This is a genomic window from Proteus sp. G2673 (assembly GCF_009915125.1).
GTDB lineage: Bacteria > Pseudomonadota > Gammaproteobacteria > Enterobacterales > Enterobacteriaceae > Proteus > Proteus penneri.
In genome coordinates, this window is the sequence record NZ_JAABLT010000018.1 from 1 (window position 1) to 23,933 (window position 23,933).

Here is a 23,933-nt window from a genome sequence, read left to right on the forward strand (position 1 = left end):
CCGTGAGGCTTAACCTGACAACACCGAAGGTGTTTTGTCTGAGAGACAAAGATGAATGAAGTAGGCTTGTTTAAGATTGAATATTGCTGGTTACGAACTGATGAAGGGTGAGTAACGGGTAATAAAACAGACCAGTTTGTCTGGAACAAACTGGAACAGTGCAGAGCACTGGCCCCAAAGGGGTGAGTCTCAGGAAGAGACGAATAATTAAAGAATTTGAAGAATTCTGCTTGGTGGCCATAGCGCAACGGTCCCACCTGATCCCATGCCGAACTCAGAAGTGAAACGTTGTAGCGCCGATGGTAGTGTGGGGTCTCCCCATGTGAGAGTAGGGAACTGCCAAGCATCAATTAAAGCGTTAATGTTAAATAACATTAATCGCGAAAAGAATACGCGGAGCGGTAGTTCAGTTGGTTAGAATACCTGCCTGTCACGCAGGGGGTCGCGGGTTCGAGTCCCGTCCGTTCCGCCAACTATTTAGGGGCGTAGTTCAATTGGTAGAGCACCGGTCTCCAAAACCGGGTGTTGGGAGTTCGAGCCTCTCCGCCCCTGCCAATTACCAATTAAGTAATAACAAAATTTATACTTCTTTGTAGCCCAGTTAATTAACTGGGCTTTTTGTTATCTATTCTCAATATTTATTTCACTATATTCCCATCGATTGATCTATCAATATGCTGATTTTACTAACATTTATCAATAATATTTCCTGTAATATGTAATGAAAATTCTAGAGTAAAGCTTAATTCCAAGGGTGATTTGTTAATGCTATGAATACATATAGAATGGATTTAAGCTTTATTGATGATTTACCGGTTGTTTTAATAATTGTTGTATCAATACTTGTTGATCACTAGTATTTAGCCAAACCGCAAATAAAGGTTTTTGAATAATTTCTGTTGAGGCTGGTGCTAGATCTGAATAGAGATCGAGCCAATGTGTAGGTAGGAATGCAACTGCTTGTGTTGTTTTCATTAACTGATAAGCAACCATTGCAGAATTAGTGGTTAAAATAGGGTCAATCTTTTGCACTTCACTATTAGGAAGAAAAGGCTGAAAATCAGCACTCCATTCAATTTTGATAAATTGTACTATTTTCTCTGTTTTATTTGATGCTATTTTCATCAACTGAAAAGTAATATCACCAATAATTTTACTTTCTAATTCATCCATCTTGGGTGCTTCAGTTGTAAAAAGAAGGTCTAGTTCTCTTGCATGAAGTTGTTTTACAAGAGACTGCCGTGTAGAGACTCTAGATTCGATTCTAAGCTCTTTTCTTTCTAAATAAGACTCCTGTAACCAAGATGTTAGATATGCTTCCCAGAGTGATGCTGTGGCGCCAATTGATAGCTCTGAATGTTGAGAAGCATGGCTAATCTCTTTTTTAGCAAGAAGCCATGTATTCATTAACGATTCAGCATAGGGGACTAGCCTTTCACCCGCGGCAGTTAAACGAATATTATTACGATGGCGAGTAAACAGATTTGTGCCTAGTTGTGTTTCCAATTGTCGTATTCTAAAACTAACCGCAGACTGCGTTAAATAAAGAGATTCAGCGGCTCGTCCAAAGTGTCTAGTCTTACTGACTTCCAAAAAGGTTTTCAGTAATTCGGTATCCACATCTATCTCCAAAAAAATTTGTCGTTACGATTTAAATATTTTGTTTTACAGAACCGCATGACTATCTAATACTCCGCGCCATAAGTATGACGATAGAGAATTAGGAGTGTGTCAGATGGCAGAAAGTTTTATCACGACTAATCGTTTTTTTGACAATAAACATTATCCGCGTGGTTTTTCTCGTCATGGCGATTTCACTATCAAGGAATCCCAGATATTGGAACGTCATGGTCAAGCCTTTAATGAGCTTGATTTAGGCAAACGAGAGCCTATAACTGAAGCGGAAAAATTATTTGTTGCCATGTGTCGTGGCGAACGAGAAGCAGCAACAATCGAAGAAAAAATTTGGAAGAAATATACTAGTCGTATAAGTCGTCCAAAACGTTTTCATACATTATCGGGTGGAAAGCCACAGCTCGATCCATCTGATGACTATACCGATTCTGATGATTAATATCATTAGTTTTAGTAAAAAGGAGCGTTTTTTCGCTCCTTTTATTTACCCATCTAATTGTTTTTGTAAATAGATCATTAATCTATCCATTGCACGAAAACTTAAAGCTTCAATCAAGTGATTTCTCTGTATTTTCTCTTCATTTTCGAGATCTGCAATAGTCCTCGATACTCTTAAAATTTTGTGCCAAGCTCGTATCGATAGTCCTAATTTATTAAGCGTATCTTCAAGAAAAGTGGCATCACTGGTATTTAATGAGCAATAGCTTTCAATCTCTTTTCCAGTTAGATAAGTATTCACTTTTCCACATCGTGAAAATTGTCTTTCTCTAGCCTTTAGAACTCGTTCTCTAATTGTTGAACTATTTTCAGTGGTAAATGTAGGATGAATAAGCGAACCTTGAGGAAGAAGTGGCATTTCGACAGATAAATCAAACCTATCTAAAAAAGGTCCAGAAACCTTGCTTAAATAGCGCAGGATCTGTTTTATTGGTACTCGATTATGATTACCTTGATAATGCCCTGTTGGGCTTGGGTTTAATGCACCGACCAATAATACATTAGCAGGGTAGCTTATTTTAGCTTTTGCGCGTGAAATAGTAATTTCTCTAGCGTCTAGAGGTTCACGTAATGCATCAAGTACACGACGCTCAAATTCTGGCAATTCATCTAAAAATAAAATACCGTGATGCGCTAATGTAATTTCTCCAGGTTTAGGAAGAGAGCCACCTCCCGTTAAAGCAACAGCAGAGGAAGTATGATGTGGGGCTCTAAATGGTCTTGTAGGCCACTTTCTTTCATTAAATGTCAGACCTCTTAAGCTACTAATGATTAATACATCAAGTGCTTCTTTAGCCGTTAAAGGAGGAAGAAGCGTAGTTATCCTTTGTGCTAACATTGTTTTTCCTGTTCCTGGAGGCCCAAGAAATAAAATATTGTGATTTCCTGCTGCTGTAATTTCTGCTGCTCTTTTTGCATTATTTTGACCAATTATATCGCTCATATCTTTATTATCTTGATTTTCAATTTCATCGTTAATAATAAAGCTTTCTGTTTCAATTAATGGCGTATTATTTTCTAGATGATGACAAATTTCTAAAAGATGAGAGGCTAATAAAGCAGATCTATTGGGTAATAATGAAACTTCAGTTTGATGTTCTATTGATACAATGCATATTCGATGATCTTTTGAAGCGCTAAGGATTGAAGGAATAACGGCATTAACTCGTTGTAATTTTCCAGAAAGTGCAAGTTCTCCAATAAACTCATAACGCTCTAATTTATTTGATTTTAATTGCTCGGATGCAATTAATATTGCTAGTGCAATAGGTAAATCATAACGTGCACCTTCTTTGGGTAAATCGGCCGGTGAAAGATTAATCGTTATTCTTTTTGCAGGATAAGTATATCCGCTATTAATTAATGCACTTCTTACTCTATCTTTTGCTTCTTTTACAACAGTTTCAGGTAATCCAACTAATGTTAATCCAGGTAATCCCTGACTAATATGTGCCTCGATAGTAATAAGCGGAGCTGATATTCCTAAAGAAGCACGTGTATATATTATTGCTAATGCCATTTTTTATTCTCCATTATTTTTTTCTTTTTAAATTATTTTTTCTTTTGTGTTAAATAAAGAATTAAATAAATGCGAGATATCTCAAGAATAATTCAAATCATTGAAATATAACAGTTAATTTTTTAAATAATTAATTTAATAAATTAATATAAATATAATGAAAAATGTTATTGATTCTTAACTTGGAATAATAAAATGTAATAGTAGAAAAAACAAAATAACGTGTTCTTTCTTGGTATTAATAACTATAAAACAAATGGTTTATAGATTAAAACTCTGTCGTGTGTTTGTGATATAAAAAAACATATGAAATTCATTATGTTAGATTTTTTTTTAAAATAAACATTGTCAATTCTAAAATATCATGATAACTCTAAAAGGACAGAGTGAAAGAAAGCACAACACAACATTACAAATATACATTTTAAATAAGAAAAGAAGTTATAAAACTATGAATACTATCGTCCTAGTGATTAGCCTAATTATTATCAGCGTGGTGGTGATTATTAACCCACCGTGCGGGGCTGCACTAGGACGAAGAAAGGCTAACTAAACTAGCCGGATCTCTTAAAAACCCCCGCACCGAAAGGCGCGGGGGTTTTTTTTGAGCCAGAGTTTGAAAAAGAGATGAAATAGAAAATAAATTTAAATTAAACAAGAAGTTAAGATGGCAGGGTGAAAGAATGAATGGAGCACAGTGGTTAGTACAGGCATTACGAAAACATCAAGTCGAGACAGTCTTTGGTTATCCTGGCGGTGCGATCATGCCTGTTTACGATGCTCTTTATGATGGCGGTGTTGAACATATCTTATGTCGCCATGAACAAGGTGCTGCAATTGCTGCGATTGGTTTTGCTCGCGCTACGGGGACAACAGGTATTTGTATCGCGACATCAGGCCCAGGCGCTACTAATGTTATCACTGGACTTGCTGATGCATTGTTAGATTCTGTGCCTGTTGTTGCTATCACTGGACAAGTTGCTTCCGATTTGATTGGTACTGACGCATTCCAAGAAATAGATGTTTTAGGTCTTTCATTGGCATGTACTAAACACAGTTTTTTAGTCTCATCTGTTGATGAATTACCTAGAGTGTTATCAGAGGCATTCTCTATAGCCTCTCAAGGTCGTCCTGGCCCCGTTTTAATCGATATCCCGAAAGATGTTCAATTAGCCGATGCTTCCCATTTATCAAATTATGAATTACCAGAAGAGCAAGAATTTCCTTACCCAACACAAGAAATAGCACAAGCTAAGCAGATGTTAGCACAGGCACAAAAACCTATTTTGTATGTAGGTGGTGGCGTTGCCATGAGTAATGCAGTGGAAACGTTAAGAGAATTTGTGAAGCAAACAGAAATACCCGTTGTTTCTACTTTAAAAGGGCTAGGTTGTGCTAATGCATCAAATGCCAACTATCTAGGCATGCTTGGTATGCATGGCACTAAAGCGGCAAATTATGCTGTTCAGCGTAGTGATTTATTAATTGCTGTTGGCGCACGTTTTGATGATCGCGTGACAGGGCGATTAAATACTTTTGCACCTAATGCCAAAGTTATCCATATCGATATCGACCATGCAGAATTAAATAAATTAAAACAAGCTCATGTTGCGTTATTGGGGGATGCTAAGGTGTTGTTGCCTGTTTTGTCTCAGCCATTATCTATCGCATCTTGGCAACAAGAAGTACAAGCATTAAAAACAGAACATGCTTGGCGTTATGATCATCCGGGCTCTGCGATTTATGCCCCTTTATTATTAAAACAATTATCAGACGCCAAACCTAAAAATACCGTTGTGACAACAGATGTTGGTCAGCATCAAATGTGGTCGGCTCAACATATGACATTTGATGCACCTGAAAATTTTATTACTTCAAGTGGTTTAGGCACCATGGGATTTGGTATCCCTGCGGCCGTAGGTGCTCAAATTGCCAGACCTGACGCTTGCGTTATCTGCGTATCTGGTGATGGCTCTTTTATGATGAATGTGCAGGAACTGGGCACAATTAAACGTAAACAATTACCTATAAAATTGGTGTTATTAGATAACCAACGTCTTGGTATGGTTCGTCAATGGCAAGAGTTGTTTTTTGAACAACGTTATAGCGAAACAATTTTAACAGATAACCCTGACTTTGTTGCCTTAGCCAAAGCGTTTGATATCCCCGGGCAACGTATCACAGAAAAAGCACAAGTTGCTGATGCAATAAAATGTTTATTAGAGAGCGATGGTCCTTACTTATTACAGGTATCTATCGATGACGCAGAAAATGTCTGGCCTTTAGTCCCGCCGGGCGCAAGTAATGATGAGATGATGGAGAAATCAAAATGAACCAACACAATATCACAATTGAAGCCCGTTTTTGTCCAGAGATCTTAGAACGTATCCTGAGAGTTATTCGTCATCGTGGTTTTCATATATGCTCAATGAATATGAATATCACAGAGAGCAACAATATTAACTTAAGCCTGACGGTGAGTAGTCAGCGACCATTAGAACTTCTGTGCAGCCAGTTAACAAAATTAGCTGATGTTGCAGGTATTCAAGTATTACATCAACAGAAAGAAAAATTACGATTCATGAATGCACTAAGTGCCATGTAAGGATAAAAGAATGACAAAGCAAGCTGATTATATTTGGTTTAACGGTGAAATGGTTCCATGGGCTGAGGCAAAGGTTCATGTGATGTCTCACGCATTGCATTATGGTACTTCCGTATTTGAAGGTGTGCGTTGTTACAATTCTCATAAAGGTCCTGTGGTATTTCGCCATCGTGAGCATATGCAACGTTTACATGACTCAGCCAAAATCTACCGTATGCCTGTTGAGCAAAGTGTTGATGAGTTAATGGAAGCATGTCGTGAAACCTTACGTAAAAACAAATTAGTCAGTGCTTATATTCGTCCATTAGTTTTTATTGGAGATGTCGGCATGGGGGTTAATCCGCCAGCAGGTTATAAAACAGATGTAATCATTGCTGCATTCCCATGGGGAGCCTATCTCGGTGAAGAAGCTTTAGATAAAGGTATTGATGCAATGGTTTCTTCTTGGCATCGCGCTGCACCGAATACTATTCCAACTGCAGCAAAAGCGGGTGGTAACTATTTATCTTCACTATTAGTGGGAAGCGAAGCTCGCCGTCATGGTTATCAAGAAGGAATTGCACTAGATGTTCATGGTTATTTATCAGAAGGTGCAGGTGAAAACCTATTTGAAGTAAAAGATGGTGTTATTTTTACGCCTCCATTTACTTCATCAGCACTACCGGGGATCACGCGTGATGCCATCATCAAATTAGCAAAAGATCTCGGTTATGAGGTGCGTGAACAAGTACTTTCTCGTGAATCACTTTATCTTGCCGATGAAGTCTTTATGTCAGGTACCGCTGCAGAGATAACGCCAGTACGTAGTGTTGATGGTATTCAGGTAGGTATCGGGCGCTGTGGTCCTGTGACTAAATCAATTCAAAAAGCCTTCTTTGGACTGTTTACTGGTGAGACAGAAGATAAATACGGCTGGTTAGATCCAATCAATTCATAAACATAATCAAATAAATTTATTTAGCGGGTAGATCGTTCCCTGCTCGCTTTTTTTATCGCAGGAGTGTGAAAAATGCCTAAATACCGTTCAGCAACAACGACACATGGTCGTAATATGGCTGGAGCCCGTGCCTTATGGCGTGCAACGGGAATGACTGATGCTGATTTTGGTAAACCCATTATCGCTGTTGTGAACTCATTTACGCAATTTGTACCAGGTCATGTGCATCTGCGGGATTTAGGAAAACTCGTTGCTGAGCAAATTGAAGCAGCGGGTGGTGTTGCTAAAGAATTTAATACCATTGCAGTTGATGACGGTATCGCAATGGGACACGGTGGCATGCTTTACTCTTTGCCATCGCGTGAACTTATTGCTGACTCTGTTGAATATATGGTTAATGCGCACTGTGCTGATGCGATGGTGTGTATCTCAAACTGCGACAAGATCACGCCAGGAATGTTAATGGCGTCTTTACGTTTGAATATCCCTGTTATTTTTGTTTCGGGTGGCCCTATGGAAGCGGGTAAAACGAAGCTTTCAGATCAACTGATCAAATTAGATCTGGTTGATGCCATGATCCAAGGGGCGAATCCAAATGTCAGCGATGCTGATAGTGAGCAAATCGAACGATCTGCTTGCCCGACATGTGGATCGTGTTCGGGTATGTTCACCGCAAACTCCATGAACTGTTTAACAGAAGCACTGGGATTATCTCAGCCCGGAAATGGCTCATTATTAGCGACACATGCAGATCGTGAAACGCTGTTTATCAATGCAGGCAAGCGTATTGTTGAATTAACCAAACGCTATTATGAAAAAGATGATGAGTCTGCATTACCGCGCAATATCGCTAAAAAAGAAGCCTTTGAAAATGCGATGATCTTGGATATTGCAATGGGTGGCTCAACAAATACGGTTCTGCATTTATTGGCTGCTGCGCAAGAAGGTGAGGTTGATTTCACCATGGAAGATATCGACAGACTTTCTCGCCAAGTACCTCATTTATGTAAAGTGGCACCAAGTACACAAAAATATCATATGGAAGATGTTCACCGCGCTGGTGGCGTTATGGGTATTTTAGGTGAGTTAGACAGAGCAGGATTACTCAATCGCAATGTTAATAATATCTTAGGGTTAAGTTTGCCAGAAACATTGTCGCAATATGATGTGATGTTAACACAAGATGAGCAAGTAAAATCGATGTTCAAAGCAGGCCCCGCAGGTATTCGTACAACGAAAGCTTTTTCACAAAATTGTCGTTGGCCAACTTTAGATACAGATCGTGAAAATGGCTGTATCCGTAGCAAAGAACATGCTTATAGCCAAGATGGTGGATTAGCCGTGCTATCAGGAAATTTAGCGGAAGATGGCTGTATTGTTAAAACGGCGGGTGTTGATGAAGATAACTTAATTTTTAGTGGTCCCGCAAAAGTGTATGAAAGCCAAGATGATGCAGTAGAGGCTATCTTAGGTGGCAAAGTTGTGGCAGGCGATGTGGTAATTATCCGCTATGAAGGCCCTAAAGGTGGTCCTGGTATGCAAGAGATGTTGTATCCAACCTCTTATTTAAAATCAATGGGATTAGGGAAAGCTTGTGCACTTATCACTGACGGGCGTTTCTCTGGTGGAACATCGGGTTTATCTATCGGGCATGTGTCACCTGAAGCGGCAAATGGTGGCGTGATTGGTTTAGTGGAAGAAGGCGATATTGTTTCTATCAATATTCCAACCCGCGAGATCTCATTAAAGGTGGATGATAAAACGTTATCAGCTCGTCGTGATGCACAAAATGCTCGCGGTAATAAAGCGTGGACACCACAAAATAGGCAGCGCCAAGTTTCGTTTGCTTTACGTGCTTACGCCTCTTTAGCCACCAGTGCCGATAAAGGTGCGGTGCGTGATAAATCTAAGTTAGGGGGCTAAGAATGGCTGCCTTTAGACCTTTAAATTCAGCGCCAAGCAGCGCTGAATATTTAAAAGCGGCGCTGAGCGCACCTGTTTATGAAGCCGCAATAGTCACTCCGCTTCAAGAGATGACAAAAATATCTGAACGTTTAGAAAATACGATTTTAGTTAAGCGAGAAGATAGACAACCCGTTCATAGCTTTAAATTACGTGGTGCTTATACCATGATTGCAGGGTTGACTCCTGAGCAAAAAGCGAAAGGTGTCGTGACGGCATCAGCGGGGAACCACGCGCAAGGTGTTGCGTTGTCAGCTAATCGAATGGGAGTAAAAGCACTCATTGTGATGCCAGTGGCAACAGCAGATATTAAAGTTGATGCTGTTCGCCAATTTGGTGGAGAAGCATTGCTTTATGGTGCAAATTTTGATGAAGCAAAAGCAAAAGCTATCGCGCTATCTGAAGAGATGGGATACACCTTTGTTCCGCCTTTTGATCATCCCGCAGTCATTGCAGGGCAGGCAACACTGGCAATGGAACTCTTACAACAAGATGTTCATCTTGATCGTATTTTCGTACCTGTTGGTGGTGGTGGTTTAATTGCTGGAGTTGCCGTATTAATCAAACAGCTTATGCCAGAAATTAAGGTAATAGGTGTTGAAGCTGAAGATGCTGCATGCTTAAAAGCAGCATTAGAGGCAGGGCATCCCGTTGAATTAGCAAGAGTGGGATTATTTGCTGAAGGTGTTGCGGTTAAACGTATCGGTGATGAAACGTTCCGTTTATGCCAAAAATATGTTGATGATGTTATCACAGTGGATAGTGATGCAATTTGTGCCGCAGTAAAAGATTTATTTGAAGATGTACGTGCGATTGCAGAGCCTTCAGGCGCATTGGCATTAGCAGGACTTAAAAAATACGTAGAACAGCATCAAATCAAAGGTGAGCGCCTTGCGCATGTGCTTTCCGGTGCAAATGTGAATTTTCATGGCTTACGCTATGTTTCTGAACGCTGTGAGCTCGGTGAAAAACGTGAAGCGCTATTAGCGGTGACTATTCCTGAACAGAAAGGAAGTTTCTTACGTTTTTGTCAGATCTTAGGTCAACGTGTTGTTACTGAGTTTAATTATCGTTATAGCGATGCTGATCCTGAAAATGCACGTATTTTTGTCGGTGTACGTTTAAGTCAAGGACTCGCAGAGCGTAAAGAAATTTTACGTGAACTTACGGTTGCGGGTTATCAAGTGGCTGATCTTTCTGACGATGAAATGGCAAAACTTCATGTGCGTTATATGGTCGGGGGGCGCCCTAATAAGCCACTTAAAGAACGCCTATTTAGTTTTGAATTTCCAGAATCTCCGGGCGCTTTAATGAAGTTTCTAAAAACATTAGGGACTTATTGGAATATCACATTATTCCACTATCGTAGTCATGGCACTGATTACGGGCGTGTGCTGGTAGCGTTTGAACTCCCTGAAACGCAAGGGCGTTTTGAGCGACATTTAGATGACTTGGGTTATGAGTATCATGATGAGACAGGAAATCCTTCTTTTCAGTTATTCCTGTCACCACAAACGACTAGTTTAGTTGTGGAGTAATCGCCAAAAAGCATTGATCACTGGCTCTTGAAGGCGTTTGTGTAATGCGCAAACGCCTAACTCGAAAGGTTCTACCATTGAAATATTATCCAATGAAGAGATGCGATTACGAACGGGCTCTGGGCAATTATCAACGACAACTTGTGGAATAAGTGCAATACCACAACCTAATGCAACCATTGAAACAATCGCTTCATGTCCCGAAACCGTCGCATAAATTGAGGGATTATGGATACGATGGCGCTTAAACCATAGCGCGATCCGTTGTCTTGATGGGCCATGTTCAGGAATGATAAACGGAATATTAAGCCAATCGGGCTTCTCTTGCGTTGCAAGATGGCGAACATTGCAAGGCAGAGCGGGCGCAATCAGCACTAATGGGATTTCACCTATTTTTTCAAAACAGATATTTTCAGGAAGTTTTTCAGGTTTTCCTGCGATACCTAAATCAGCTTCATCAGATAGCACTTTATCGACGGCATCAGCCGCATCTCCAGTGGTGAGCTTTATTTCAACTAATGGATTTTCTGCACGAAAACGGTCAAGAATAGGCGGTAAATGGCTGTAAGCCGCTGTTACAGAACAAAATAGTCGTAGTTCACCAGAAAGGCTTGGGCTATTTTGGTTTAGCGTATGTTTCAGTTGCTTATATTGCAACAGAGTTTGTTGAGCATAGCGCTTTAATTGTTCGCCTGCATCAGTGAGAGTGACTTGTCGGTTATCACGTAAAAACAGTGGGTGACCTAAGCTTTCTTCAAGGCGTTGAATTTGGCGTGAGAGCGTGGAAGGGCTGACATGCATTGCTTGTGCCGTTTTAGTGAAGTGACAACTTTCAGCTAAATGTAGGAAGAGTTTGAGATCTCGAATATCCATTGTCACCCACCTTAGGTGCTAAAAAAGAACGTTGCATTTTTTGCAACACTATCTTGTAAATATATCAATTTAAGCAATGGCTTTCATCCCCTATAGTAAAGTCATGCAACACCTCACAGAGAGTGAGGATAATAACAGCAAACACATACACAACGATTTTGGAGTCCCTCATGGCAAATTATTTTAATACATTGAATCTGCGTCAGCAGTTGTCGCAATTGGGTAAATGTCGCTTTATGTCGCGCGAAGAATTTGCTGATGAAGCAAATTACCTGAAAGGCAAAAAAGTCGTTATCGTTGGTTGTGGCGCACAAGGCCTTAACCAAGGTTTAAATATGCGTGATTCAGGCTTGAATATCGCCTATGCCTTACGCCAAGAAGCGATTGATGAGAAACGTGCATCATGGCGTCGTGCTACCGAAAACGGTTTTGAGGTTGGAACCTATGAAGCGTTGATCCCTCAAGCAGATTTAGTTGTTAACTTAACACCAGACAAACAACACTCAGCGGTTGTTCAAGCGGTTCAACCGCTGATGAAATCAGGTGCAGCATTAGGTTATTCTCATGGTTTTAATATCGTTGAAGTGGGCGAAAAAATTCGTGATGACATCACCGTTGTTATGGTTGCACCAAAATGTCCGGGCACAGAAGTTCGTGAAGAATATAAACGTGGTTTTGGTGTTCCAACACTGATTGCCGTTCACCCTGAAAATGATGCAAAAGGTGAAGGTATGGCCATTGCGAAAGCATGGGCTGCGGCAACAGGTGGTCATCGTGCCGGTGTTTTAGAGTCCTCTTTCGTTGCTGAAGTAAAATCAGACTTAATGGGTGAGCAAACCATTCTGTGCGGTATGTTACAAGCAGGCTCTCTGTTATGTTATGACAAAATGGTTGCCGATGGTGTTGAACCAGGCTATGCAGGTAAGTTGATTCAGTTTGGTTGGGAAACGATTACAGAAGCACTGAAGCAAGGTGGTATCACCTTGATGATGGACAGATTATCTAACCCTGCAAAAATGCGTGCTTACGCATTATCAGAGCAACTGAAAGAGATCATGGCTCCACTGTTTGCAAAACACATGGACGATATCATTTCAGGTAAATTCTCTGAAACGATGATGGCAGACTGGGCAAATGATGATAAAAACTTGCTGACATGGCGTGAAGAGACAGGAGCTAGCGCATTTGAAAATTATCCTGAATATGAGGGTAAAATCAGTGAGCAAGAGTACTTTGATCATGGTGTATTAATGGTTGCAATGGTTAAAGCGGGTGTTGAGTTAGCTTTTGATACGATGATTGAAGCGGGTATCTTTGCTGAGTCAGCTTATTATGAATCACTGCATGAGTTGCCATTAATCGCGAATACCATCGCTCGTAAGCGTTTATATGAAATGAACGTGGTTATCTCAGATACGGCAGAATATGGTAACTATCTGTTCTCGTTTGCTGTTGTTCCTATGCTGAAAGAGTTTATGACAACCTTGCAATCTGGCGATTTAGCGAAGAAAGTTCAAGATAATGGAACCGATAATGCACAATTACGTGATATCAATGAAGCCATTCGTCAGCACCCAATTGAAGCTGTAGGTAAAACATTGCGCGGGTATATGACGGATATGAAGAAGATTGCTGTCGGCAACTAATTTTTCGTCGCTCTTTACGTGATAAGTGCGTTGGCTACACTCGGTTACCCAAGCCACATACTGATGTATGCTCCTTGGGATAACCTCTTTTGTCGCCTTCTTCTCACGCAAATAGCTTAGAAAAATAAGTGCTAATATATTTTAAATGATAAAACAGAATATAAGTTTATTATCTTGAAATAGATAGCTTAGAAAAATAAGTGCTAAATATATCTTAAAAAGATAAAACCACATATCTATCAATTTGATATGTGGTTTTTATTTAAATAAATCAGAATGTGAGCCAGTTCTGTCGAAATGAACAGTATCATTGTCTATTTTATAAATAAGTAGCCAATCAGGTTCGATATGAAGATCTCGACGAGGCTTCCAGTTTCCTGTTAATGGATGATCTTTCAATTGAGCAGGTAGTCGCTTTCCTTGCACTAATAGTAATATAATCTCTTTTAGTTTATTAATATCCTTTCCTCGTTTTTCTGCGAGTTTTAAGTCTTTTTTAAATTGTCCTGAATAACTCACTTTTCGCATTTAGATATCCAATTTTTTGAATAAATCATGGGCATCTTCAGCATAAAAAACATCATCACCTTTATCTGTTTTTGCAAAAGTGTTTAATGTTTTTTCATTTGGTTGTGTTTGATTACTTTCCACATAAACTCGAATGAGATCTCTTAAGATTTGAGAGGCTGGTCTGTGTTTATTTCGAGCTATTGCAACAAAAGCCTCTTTGAGCTCTATATCAACTTTAGTGGCTATTAATTCGCTTTTTATACTCATAATATACACCTCCATATTTGTTTGAATATTATACAAAGTAAAACTTTATTAAACAAGGTTAAACTTCCTTTACCTAGAGAAATAATGCTCAAAAAACTGAACCATTTTCCTATTCGCTTTCTGCTACAATTGTCTCCCGTTATGTTCTTGGTTAATGAAGTGTGGAAAACGTATGCGATTAAATCCTGGTCAACAAAAAGCAGTAGAATATGTGTCAGGCCCTTGTTTGGTCTTGGCAGGAGCAGGGTCGGGAAAAACACGGGTTATTACTCATAAAATTGCACACCTTATTCGTCAATGCCAATACCCAGCAAAGCAAATTGCAGCGGTGACGTTTACCAATAAAGCAGCACGTGAAATGAAAGAGCGTGTCGCTCAAACTTTAGGTCGACAAGAAGCAAAAGGATTAATGATCTCAACGTTCCATACATTGGGGTTGGAAATTATTAAACGTGAATATAACGCGTTAGGGATTAAAGCTAAATTTTCATTATTTGATGATCAAGACCAGTCTGCACTACTCAAAGAATTAACCGCAGATTTATTAGAAGAAGATAAAGATTTGCTTTCTCAGTTAAAGAGCCAAATTTCTAATTGGAAAAACGATATGCTCACGCCAGAGCAAGCAATTGGAATGGCGAGATCGCAACAAGATCATACTTTTGCCGAATGTTTTCGACGTTATGAGCAACATCTGCGTAGTTGTAACGTGCTCGACTTTGATGACTTAATTAGCCGACCAACCCTATTATTGCGCACAAATGAAGAAGTCAGAGAGCGCTGGCAAAGACGCATCCGCTATTTGCTGGTGGATGAATATCAAGATACGAATACCAGCCAATATGAATTGGTCAAATGGTTGGTCGGTGAAAGGGCTCGCTTTACGGTTGTCGGTGATGATGACCAATCCATTTATTCTTGGCGTGGTGCTCGACCTCAAAATTTAGTGTTATTACAAAAAGATTTTCCACAACTTAATGTCATTAAGCTTGAGCAAAACTATCGCTCTTCTGGACGTATTTTAAAATCAGCGAATATCTTGATTGAAAATAATCCCCATGTCTTTGAAAAACGACTATTTTCAGAGTTAGGTTATGGTGATGAACTGCGCGTTTTAACGGCGAATAATGAAGAGCATGAAGCCGAACGTGTTGCGGGTGAATTAATTGCGCATCACTTTATTAATAAAACTAATTATAAGGATTATGCGATCCTTTATCGTGGTAACCATCAGTCTCGTATTTTTGAAAAGTACTTGATGCAAAATCGCATTCCTTATCGTATTTCAGGTGAAACCTCTTTTTTCTCACGAGAAGAGATCAAAGATATTCTGGCCTATTTACGAGTCATTGTTAATCCTGATGATGATGCGGCATTTTTGCGTATTGTGAACAAGCCTCGTCGTGAAATCGGGCCCATGACGATCCAAAAGTTAGGTGAGTGGGCAAAAGTTCGAGATAAAAGCTTATACAATGCCTGTTTTGATTTAGGGTTAAGCCAAACATTAACAGGTCGAGGCTTGAATTCATTACACGCATTTTCACAATGGATGTCGCGTATAGTACAAAAATCAGAACGAGAGCCACTATTAGCTGTACGTGATTTATTGCATGAAATGGATTATGAAAGTTGGTTATATGAAACCTCAAGCAGTGCGAAAGCAGCAGAAATGAGGATGAAAAATATTAATCAGCTATTTTTATGGATGAGTGAAATGCTTGAAGGTGATGAATTACATGAACCTATGACGCTTTCCCAAGTCGTTAACCGGTTTACCCTGCGTGATATGATGGAGCGAGGAGAAACAGAAGAAGAATTAGATCAAGTTCAGTTAATGACATTACATGCCTCTAAAGGTCTTGAATTTCCTCATGTATTTTTAGTGGGAATGGAAGAAGGGATATTGCCACACCAAAGTAGTATTGATGAAGATAATGTAGAAGAAGAAAGACGTCTTGCTTATGTGGGCATTACTCGAGCACAAAAAACACTCACGTTTACGTTATGTAAAGAACGACGTCAATACGGTGAATTAATCAAACCTGATCCAAGCCGTTTTCTTTATGAGTTACCTCAAGATGATTTGAATTGGGATACTAATAAAAAGAAAGTGTTAAGTGCAGAGGAAAAACAAGAGAAAGGCCAAAAAGGTGTTGCAGGATTAAGAGCTATGCTGGCAAGGCATAAACCGCAATAGCATAAAAATGGTAGATAAAATGCCCCCTTGGCCTATTGATCTCCAAGAGGGTTTTATTTTTGTATAAGTAAAAAGTTAGCTTATACGAGAGCTATTTTGTTCTTCAATCATTAAAGACCAATGTACATAACTCTGTAATTGGATCTCTTCTTGGAGATTTTCAGCTCGTAACGGGTGCTCATTAAGCCATTGATATGGCAATGTAATAATGAGTGTTTCATCGACAGTGCGTAATCGTAATGCTGGGAGCGTATCATCTCGGCGACGACTAGCAAAAATGATGGCTAATCGCAGTAAACGCACTAGTCGATTGGCTTGAGTTATCGGTAGGGCATTTTGATGATTAAGAGGTGCAAGATCGATGATCCCTGTTTGGTTTTTTAGCAAAGAAGCTAATAGACGTCGTTGGGCCGGAGTGTATCCTGGTAAATCAAGATGAGAGATCAGATAGCTTGCATGTGAAGGTGCTTGGCGGAAATCGACACTTAGGCCAATTTCATGTAATGCACAGGCACTATTAAGCAACTCACGGCAACGATTATCTAATTGCCAATGCTTACTGACTTGGATAAAAAAGTGTTCTGCCAGTTGTTGAACTCGATGTGCTTGCTCAATATCAATTTGAAACCGGCGCTGGACATTACGAAGAGTACGTTGGCGGATATCTTGCTCAATAGGAAGATGCAACATTCCATAGACTAAGCCCTCTCGTAATGCACCACCTGCTAAGATCATATTGTCAATATGCAGTGTTTCAAATATGGCGATTAAGATAGCAAGTCCACTCGGAAACACTAAGGCTCGTTCAAAAGTAAGTCCTTCAATTTCCAGCTCTTCGAGTTTTCCACACTCAATGGCTTTGTGTTTGAGTCGCTCAAGCTTAGGTAAGGTGATTAATTCATCCATACCTTGAGCAATCATGATCTCTTGCAACGCTTGTACAGTACCAGAGGCGCCTACACACACTTGCCAGCCTTGCTCGATTAATTTATCCGCCACTGGGGCGAGTATCGCTTTGGCTGCGTCTTGTGCTTTAGCAAAATTTTCTTGAGTTAAAGAACGATCAGTAAAATAGCGCTCTAACCAAGTGACACAGCCCATACTTAAGCTCATTAATTGCGTCGTTTTAGCGCCCGTACCTGTCACCAGTTCTGTGCTGCCACCACCAATATCGACGACTAAACGTTGCTCTGCACCACCTGTAGTATGTGCAACGCCACGATAGATAAGGCGTGCTTCTTCCTCACCACTAATAACATGAACAGTATTGCCTAATATTTCAGACGCTTTTGCGACAAAAATATCTGCATTTTTAGCAATGCGTAATGTGGCTGTTGCGACGACTCTGATTTGTTCAGTTGGAATATCACGTAGATATTCAGAAAAAAGTCGTAAACATTGCCAACCGCGTTCCATTGCCTGCTCTGACAATTCATTTTCACTATTTAGGCCAGCAGCAAGTCGAACTTTACGTTTCACGCGGGAAAGGACTTGTATAGAGCCCGCGATTTCTCGAACGACTAACATATGAAAACTGTTAGAACCTAAATCAATAGCAGCATAAAGTGATGAGGATTTCAGCATAATTTATGGATGACTCGGGCGTTTATTTCGGTTGTTACGTTGAGTATTATTTCCTCTATTATTTCGCACTGACGCATTATTGCGACGAGGCTGACCTTGTCGAGGACGGTGACGGCGTTTTGGCTCAGGAAGATCAGTTAATAACGCATCACTATTATATTTACTCACAGGAATAGCGTGTTGAATATAAGTTTCAATTGCAGGTAAATTCAGGGCATATTCTTCACATGCAAGGCTGATTGAGTTACCACTATTTCCAGCACGTCCTGTTCTACCAATACGGTGAACATAGTCTTCACAATCATCAGGTAAATCATAGTTAAAAACATGAGTTACTGAAGGAATATGAAGACCTCTAGCGGCAACGTCAGTGGCAACCAGAATATCAAGATTACCTTGGGTAAAATCTTCTAAAATGCGTAGACGTTTTTTCTGAGGTACATCACCGGTTAATAAACCAACGCGGTGTCCATCGGCGACAAGGTGTGCCCAAATGTCGTCACAACGATGTTTTGTATTGGCGAAAATAATACAGCGATCTGGCCATTCTTCTTCAATTAATGTTTGAAGAAGACGCATTTTCTCTTCATTTGAAGGATAAAAGAGTTCTTCTTTTATGCTAAAACCTGTTTTTTGTTCAGGTTCAACTTCAACATATTCAGGATTATTCATCTGCTCAAAAGCCAGTTCTCTTACACGGTAAGAAAGCGTTGCAGAGAACAGCATATTCATACGCTCAGCGGCAACTGGCATACGGCGGAAGATCCAACGAATATCTTTAATAAAGCCGAGATCGTACATTCTGTCAGCTTCATCAAGTACCACAACTTGGATTGCGTTAAGGTTAATATGTCCTTGCTTAACGTAGTCAATTAAACGACCTGTTGTGCCAATAACAATATCGACACCATTACTTAATACTTTGAGTTGTTCGTCATAGCCATCGCCACCGTAGGCGAGGCCCATTTTAATTCCTGTACTTTGCGCAAGCTCTTTAGCATCAGAATAAATCTGCACGGCTAATTCGCGTGTTGGCGCCATAATAAGTGCACGAGGTTGATTGGTTTCATGCCCTTCTTTAGTAGGGTGTGTTAAAAGATAATGAAACGTTGAGGTTAAAAACGCCAACGTTTTTCCTGTTCCTGTTTGGGCTTGCCCGGCAATGTCTTGACCTTTCACAGTGATAGGTAACGTCAATGCCTGAATTTGTGTACAATTAGAGAACCCTTTTTTTTCAAGGGCTTCTATCACTTTTGGATGCAAGGCGAAGTCGGAAAACTTCTTTTCTGTCAAATATGTTTTGCTCATAATGTAATAGAATATCAGTTATAGGTTGCATTACAAAAGTTTATCCGCTGAAATGCAGACAGACTTTTGTTATTTAATGTTACACTGGTACGGTCAATATTATTCTTTGGAGTAGAACAATGAGCGATAAAATCCTTCACTTATCTGACAGCAAATTCGATGCTGATGTATTAAATGCAACCGGCCCTGTGCTTGTTGATTTCTGGGCTGAATGGTGTGGCCCATGTAAAATGATTGCTCCTATTCTAGATGAAGTTGCAACAGAATACGCTGGTAAATTAACAGTTGCGAAGTTAAACATCGATCAAAATCCGCTGACAGCACCAAAATACGGTATTCGCGGTATTCCTACACTCATTTTATTCAAAAACGGTGCAGTTGCTGCGACAAAAGTAGGCGCATTGTCAAAAACTCAACTGAAAGAGTTTTTAGACGAAAATATCTAATTTGATTTAGATATCAAAAATAAAGCAGGACGTTTAGATCTTGTCAGTATTTCTGTTATTGACCGCTAGACGTCCGCTTCGAAGCATGATAAGTTAGCGCCACTTACTTACATAATATATCGAATCTACTTGTCAATATGATTAGACATGATTAAATAAGTCTGAGATATTGAATATCAAGCGTGCAAAGTAATAGAATTGAATAACATGATATGATATTTAATCTAATATGATATTTAATATAAGTAATCTGAATTCATCTAACCAGTCAAGTTGCCTTAGAATAATCTATAGTATTCAAGGGATATAAATTTTCCAAAGTATGTTCCTAATCCATAAGTTGAAAGTACACTCATCTATCGCGAAAATGAATGTCACTTCTCTGGGATAAAGCAGACTGGTCTAATAGTATTAACACTCTCTAACATTATCATTTTAGTTATACCCTTATGTTAGAAAGTTATAATCTGTAATTTTACACATGACGAAACTGACAGCGATTCGCTGTTATACTATTCACGTTCATAGTTCGAGAGTTACCCCGAGTTATTAAGAACCCACCATTATGAATCTTACCGAATTAAAAAATACGCCGGTATCAGAACTGATAGCACTTGGCGAAAATATGGGGCTAGAGAATCTGGCTCGAATGAGAAAGCAAGACATTATTTTCTCTATCTTGAAGCAACACGCGAAAAGTGGAGAAGATATTTTCGGTGACGGTGTGCTGGAAATATTGCAGGATGGCTTCGGCTTCCTGCGTTCCGCAGACAGTTCCTACCTTGCTGGTCCCGATGATATCTACGTTTCTCCAAGTCAAATTCGCCGTTTTAACCTTCGCACTGGTGACACCATCGCAGGGAAAATTCGTCCTCCTAAAGAAGGTGAACGTTATTTTGCCCTCCTAAAAGTTAATGAAGTTAACTTTGATAAACCAGAAAATGCCCGTAGTAAAATCCTCTTTGAAAACTTAACACCTCTACATGCTAATAATCGTTTACGCATGGAGCGTGGTAATGGTTCAACAGAAGACTTAACTGCGCGTGTTCTTGACTTAGCGGCACCAATTGGCCGTGGTCAACGTGGTCTTATCGTTGCCCCACCAAAAGCAGGTAAAACCATGTTGCTGCAAAACATTGCAGCCAATATTGCTCATAACTACCCTGATTGCGTATTAATGGTACTTCTGATTGATGAACGTCCAGAAGAAGTGACAGAAATGCAACGCTTAGTTAAAGGTGAAGTTATTGCCTCAACTTTTGATGAGCCCGCTTCTCGCCACGTACAAGTTGCAGAAATGGTGATTGAAAAAGCGAAGCGCTTAGTTGAGCATAAAAAAGACGTTATCATCCTGTTAGACTCCATCACACGTTTAGCGCGTGCTTATAACACGGTTGTTCCTTCATCAGGTAAAGTGTTAACAGGTGGTGTGGATGCAAACGCATTACATCGTCCTAAACGTTTCTTCGGTGCTGCTCGTAATGTTGAAGAAGGTGGTAGTTTGACTATCATTGCAACAGCATTAGTCGATACGGGTTCTAAGATGGATGAAGTTATCTACGAAGAATTTAAGGGGACAGGTAATATGGAATTACACCTGTCTCGTAAGATTGCTGAAAAACGAGTTTTCCCAGCGATTGATTATAATCGTTCTGGTACACGTAAAGAAGAGTTACTGACGTCTCAAGATGAGCTACAAAAAATGTGGATCCTGCGTAAAATTATTCATCCAATGGGTGAAATTGACGCAATGGAATTCCTCATTAATAAGTTAGCAATGACTAAGACCAATGAAGAATTCTTCGACTTTATGAAACGTTCATAAAATGTATTAACAAAGTGATTGAGCTGAGAATAGAATTAAAATAGTGTGCTCTATTATAGAATAAGTAATATCACCTCAATTTATATGCTGTTAAGCTCGTTTACTTTGTAAGAATGACGATATGATGAAAACGCCACAATAGTTGTGGCGTTTTTTGTTTTTTATGGATGTAATCCAAATTTAGATTGCAATATTTTAGTGAGATATTGGTATATATATTGCATGTTTTAGTAATTGATAAAAATAGCGATGGCATCAATGAAAATAGTTAAGGAAAACTTATAATTGATGAAGGGTGGTGGGTTTCGAATAAACTCGTCGTGGTGAGGCTGGAAAAAAGAATAAAAACACATGGAAGGGTAAAATAACCAGCTATATTTATTATAGAGAACAGTACTGTGGATATACTAAAAATGAGCACAAGCGTTTTTTATGTGTTCTTATTTTCTTTCGCATTTTTATTCTTGGCTCGTAAAATTGCAAAAAAAATAGGACTCGTGGATAAACCGAATTATCGTAAAAAACATCATGGATTGATCCCCCTCGTTGGCGGAATATCAGTCTATTTTGGTATTGTTTTCGCATTTTATATTTCAGATATCTATATTCCTCATAAGGAATTGTATCTGGCATGTGCGGGACTTCTTGTTTTTATCGGCGCATTAGATGATCGCTTCGATATTAGTGTCAAAATTAGAGCAACAATTCAGGCTTTTGTTGGGATCGTGATGATGGTGGGCGCGGGTTTAAAACTCGACACGCTAGGTCATGCTTTTGGTCCTTGGGAAATGCATTTAGGGCCTTTTGGTTATATTGTTACACTTTTCGCGGTTTGGGCAGCAATCAATGCCTTTAATATGGTTGATGGTATTGATGGGTTATTAGGCGGTCTTTCTTGTGTCTCTTTTGGTGCACTTGGTATTTTATTATATCAAGGTGGCAATTCCGCTCTTGCATTCTGGTGCTTCTCATTTATCGCGGCAATTTTACCTTATATCTTTTTAAACTTAGGTGTCTGCGGTAAAAAATTCAAAGTCTTTATGGGTGATGCAGGAAGTACACTGATTGGCTTTACTATTATTTGGTTATTGGTCGCATCAACACAAACCCAGCCTCGCCCAGTTAAAGCTGTCACTGCATTATGGATAATTGCTATACCTCTTATGGATATGGTAGCAATTATGTATCGTCGTTTACGTAAAGGAATGAGTCCTTTCTCTCCAGACCGTCAACATATTCACCATTTGATTATGCGTGCAGGTTTTACCTCCCGCCAAGCTTTCATTCTGATTACACTGTCAGCCGCGTTATTAGCCGCGATTGGTATTATCGGTCAGAACCTATCATTTGTCCCTGAATGGTTTATGTTGGCATTATTCTTGCTTGCATTTGTTATGTATGGTTATTGCATTAAACGCGCGTGGCGAGTCGCTCGTTTTATTAAACGACATAAGCGTCGCTTACGTAGAGCAACACAACAGCATTAATATAAGCAGAGGTTTTTTAACGTGATGAACTCGGAAAATAACGCCTCCCGACAGGGTGATCAGCCAGATAATGAACTCGATATTCGAGGTCTTTTTTGTGCACTTTGGTCAGGAAAAAGCTGGATTATAGGGTTCGCTCTGCTTTTTGCCGTGATTGCACTGGGTGCATCTTATTTGATGCAGCCTAAATGGAGTGCGATCGCAATGACAGAGAAACCAACGATTAATAACTTAGGTAGTTATTATTCGCAATCTCAATTCTTGCGCAATCTTGATACGCAAATTAATCCAGCCGCACAAACATCTGCTTTAACTATTTCAGATGAAGCTTATCAAGAATTTATTACTCAGGTTGCTGCGTTTGATACACGTCGTGAGTTTTGGCTGCAAACGGATTATTTTAAACAGCGCAAAGAGAGTGATGAACAGGCTAATGCTGCATTATTGGATGAATTAATTAACAATATTCAATTTACGCCTGCCGATGAGAAAAAATTAGTTAATGATCAACTGAAACTTATCGCAGAAACATCAAAAGAAGCGAGCCAATTATTAAATGAGTATATTGCTTTTGCTAATAAGAGAGCGTCTACCCATCTTAATGATGAAGTGATAACAGCTTGGTCAACTCGAACTCAATCAATGAAAGCGCTAGTTAAACGTCAAGAAATGGCGGCTCAATCTGCGTATCAACGCCAAATTAACTTATTAGAGCAATCAATTAAAGTGGCTGAGAAACAAGGTATTTCTCAAAAACAGACCTCGATTGCGATTGATGAATTACCGGATTCTAAATTGTTTCTGTTAGGTGTTCCTCTGTTGCAATCACAGCTAGAAACTTTAATCGCAACAGGTGCTGATTTTGATAGTGATTATGATCAAAATACGGCAATGTTAGCGACCCTTACTGTGGGCGCAAAATTACAAGACAACTTCCAAACTTACCGTTTTCTACGTACCCCTGAAGATCCTGTAAAACGAGATAGCCCTCGTCGTGCCTTTATGATGGTACTTTGGGGCGCTATTGGCGTTTTAGTGGGTGCAGGTGTTGCATTAGTAAGACGCAGTTCATTAAAAAATAATAATAATTAAATTT

General features: G+C 39.5%; 20 protein-coding genes, 2 tRNA genes and 1 rRNA gene. 16 read left to right on the plus strand and 7 right to left on the minus strand.

From position 1 onward, the window contains the following. Window positions 1-229 precede the first annotated feature (229 nt). From rrf to GWI59_RS08565, 3 genes are all read left to right on the plus strand, one after another. A 5S ribosomal RNA gene (rrf, locus tag GWI59_RS08555) occupies window positions 230-345 on the plus strand. Between the two features lie 50 nt (window positions 346-395). Then, a tRNA-Asp gene (locus GWI59_RS08560) sits at window positions 396-472 on the plus strand. Window positions 473-479: 7 nt separating this feature from the next. After that, window positions 480-555: transfer RNA gene (locus GWI59_RS08565), tRNA-Trp, on the plus strand. Between the two features lie 243 nt (window positions 556-798). Here the strand turns inward: GWI59_RS08565 and hdfR are convergent. Then, window positions 799-1,620, minus strand: a complete 822-nt coding sequence (gene hdfR / locus GWI59_RS08570; RefSeq protein WP_109399710.1) for an HTH-type transcriptional regulator HdfR — start codon at window positions 1,618-1,620, stop codon at window positions 799-801. A gap of 115 nt (window positions 1,621-1,735) precedes the next feature. Between hdfR and GWI59_RS08575 the strand changes: the two genes are divergently transcribed. After that, a complete protein-coding gene (locus tag GWI59_RS08575) occupies window positions 1,736-2,074 on the plus strand; it encodes a DUF413 domain-containing protein (protein ID WP_072064627.1) in 339 nt (112 codons plus the stop codon). 45 nt (window positions 2,075-2,119) lie between these two features. Here the strand turns inward: GWI59_RS08575 and GWI59_RS08580 are convergent, their stop codons facing one another. Continuing rightward, entirely contained in the window at window positions 2,120-3,652 is a 1,533-nt protein-coding gene (locus GWI59_RS08580) for a YifB family Mg chelatase-like AAA ATPase (protein WP_161724480.1), read from the minus strand. A 451-nt stretch (window positions 3,653-4,103) separates the two neighbouring features. Here GWI59_RS08580 and ilvL point away from each other — a divergent pair, with 451 nt between their 5' ends. The 6 genes from ilvL (at window position 4,104) to ilvA (ending at window position 10,694) form a co-directional block, all read left to right on the plus strand. Then, the gene (ilvL, locus tag GWI59_RS08585; protein ID WP_072064625.1) at window positions 4,104-4,205 is read left to right on the plus strand and encodes an ilv operon leader peptide; all 102 of its coding nucleotides are present in this window, start codon (window positions 4,104-4,106) and stop codon (window positions 4,203-4,205) included. A gap of 130 nt (window positions 4,206-4,335) precedes the next feature. Next, the gene (gene ilvG / locus GWI59_RS08590; RefSeq protein WP_115065026.1) at window positions 4,336-5,985 is read left to right on the plus strand and encodes an acetolactate synthase 2 catalytic subunit; all 1,650 of its coding nucleotides are present in this window, start codon (window positions 4,336-4,338) and stop codon (window positions 5,983-5,985) included. After that, on the plus strand, window positions 5,982-6,257 hold the full coding sequence (ilvM, locus tag GWI59_RS08595; protein ID WP_072064623.1) for an acetolactate synthase 2 small subunit: 276 nt from the start codon (window positions 5,982-5,984) through the stop codon (window positions 6,255-6,257). The genes ilvG and ilvM overlap by 4 nt, the downstream gene beginning before the upstream one ends. Before the next feature lie 10 nt (window positions 6,258-6,267). Next, the gene (gene ilvE / locus GWI59_RS08600) at window positions 6,268-7,194 is read left to right on the plus strand and encodes a branched-chain-amino-acid transaminase (protein ID WP_109396579.1); all 927 of its coding nucleotides are present in this window, start codon (window positions 6,268-6,270) and stop codon (window positions 7,192-7,194) included. A gap of 72 nt (window positions 7,195-7,266) precedes the next feature. Continuing rightward, a complete protein-coding gene (ilvD, locus tag GWI59_RS08605; RefSeq protein ID WP_072064621.1) occupies window positions 7,267-9,117 on the plus strand; it encodes a dihydroxy-acid dehydratase in 1,851 nt (616 codons plus the stop codon). A 2-nt stretch (window positions 9,118-9,119) separates the two neighbouring features. After that, entirely contained in the window at window positions 9,120-10,694 is a 1,575-nt protein-coding gene (gene ilvA, locus GWI59_RS08610) for a threonine ammonia-lyase, biosynthetic (protein WP_072064620.1), read from the plus strand. Here ilvA and ilvY read toward each other — a convergent pair. Further along, on the minus strand, window positions 10,680-11,567 hold the full coding sequence (gene ilvY / locus GWI59_RS08615; protein ID WP_006535847.1) for an HTH-type transcriptional activator IlvY: 888 nt from the start codon (window positions 11,565-11,567) through the stop codon (window positions 10,680-10,682). The genes ilvA and ilvY overlap by 15 nt on opposite strands. 170 nt (window positions 11,568-11,737) lie before the next feature. Between ilvY and ilvC the strand changes: the two genes are divergently transcribed. Further along, a complete protein-coding gene (gene ilvC / locus GWI59_RS08620) occupies window positions 11,738-13,213 on the plus strand; it encodes a ketol-acid reductoisomerase (protein WP_109372748.1) in 1,476 nt (491 codons plus the stop codon). Window positions 13,214-13,471: 258 nt separating this feature from the next. Here the strand turns inward: ilvC and GWI59_RS08625 are convergent, their stop codons facing one another. Together GWI59_RS08625 and GWI59_RS08630 are read right to left on the minus strand one after the other, a co-directional pair. Continuing rightward, the gene (locus GWI59_RS08625) at window positions 13,472-13,741 is read right to left on the minus strand and encodes a type II toxin-antitoxin system YafQ family toxin (protein ID WP_004246360.1); all 270 of its coding nucleotides are present in this window, start codon (window positions 13,739-13,741) and stop codon (window positions 13,472-13,474) included. After that, window positions 13,742-13,990, minus strand: a complete 249-nt coding sequence (locus GWI59_RS08630) for a hypothetical protein (protein ID WP_004253075.1) — start codon at window positions 13,988-13,990, stop codon at window positions 13,742-13,744. 172 nt (window positions 13,991-14,162) lie between these two features. Here GWI59_RS08630 and rep point away from each other — a divergent pair, with 172 nt between their 5' ends. After that, complete coding sequence (gene rep, locus GWI59_RS08635) at window positions 14,163-16,187, plus strand: DNA helicase Rep (RefSeq protein WP_161707048.1); 2,025 nt, start codon at window positions 14,163-14,165, stop codon at window positions 16,185-16,187. A gap of 75 nt (window positions 16,188-16,262) precedes the next feature. Here rep and gppA read toward each other — a convergent pair whose 3' ends face one another. Together gppA and rhlB are read right to left on the minus strand one after the other, a co-directional pair. Continuing rightward, window positions 16,263-17,771, minus strand: coding sequence for a guanosine-5'-triphosphate,3'-diphosphate diphosphatase (gene gppA, locus GWI59_RS08640; protein WP_109847974.1), 1,509 nt, complete (start codon window positions 17,769-17,771; stop codon window positions 16,263-16,265). Between the two features lie 3 nt (window positions 17,772-17,774). Continuing rightward, window positions 17,775-19,079 (minus strand): ATP-dependent RNA helicase RhlB, encoded by a 1,305-nt coding sequence (gene rhlB, locus GWI59_RS08645; RefSeq protein WP_072064616.1) that lies wholly within the window; start codon window positions 19,077-19,079, stop codon window positions 17,775-17,777. Window positions 19,080-19,198: 119 nt separating this feature from the next. On the opposite strand from rhlB, the gene trxA reads away from it, so the two are divergent. From trxA to wzzE, 4 genes are all read left to right on the plus strand, one after another. Next, window positions 19,199-19,525, plus strand: a complete 327-nt coding sequence (gene trxA, locus GWI59_RS08650) for a thioredoxin TrxA (protein ID WP_006535838.1) — start codon at window positions 19,199-19,201, stop codon at window positions 19,523-19,525. 565 nt (window positions 19,526-20,090) lie between these two features. After that, complete coding sequence (gene rho / locus GWI59_RS08655) at window positions 20,091-21,350, plus strand: transcription termination factor Rho (protein WP_023583649.1); 1,260 nt, start codon at window positions 20,091-20,093, stop codon at window positions 21,348-21,350. 398 nt (window positions 21,351-21,748) lie between these two features. Continuing rightward, a complete protein-coding gene (wecA, locus tag GWI59_RS08660) occupies window positions 21,749-22,837 on the plus strand; it encodes a UDP-N-acetylglucosamine--undecaprenyl-phosphate N-acetylglucosaminephosphotransferase (protein ID WP_072064615.1) in 1,089 nt (362 codons plus the stop codon). Between the two features lie 24 nt (window positions 22,838-22,861). Further along, window positions 22,862-23,929, plus strand: coding sequence for an ECA polysaccharide chain length modulation protein (wzzE, locus tag GWI59_RS08665; protein WP_109399702.1), 1,068 nt, complete (start codon window positions 22,862-22,864; stop codon window positions 23,927-23,929). The last annotated feature ends 4 nt before the right edge of the window (window positions 23,930-23,933 follow it).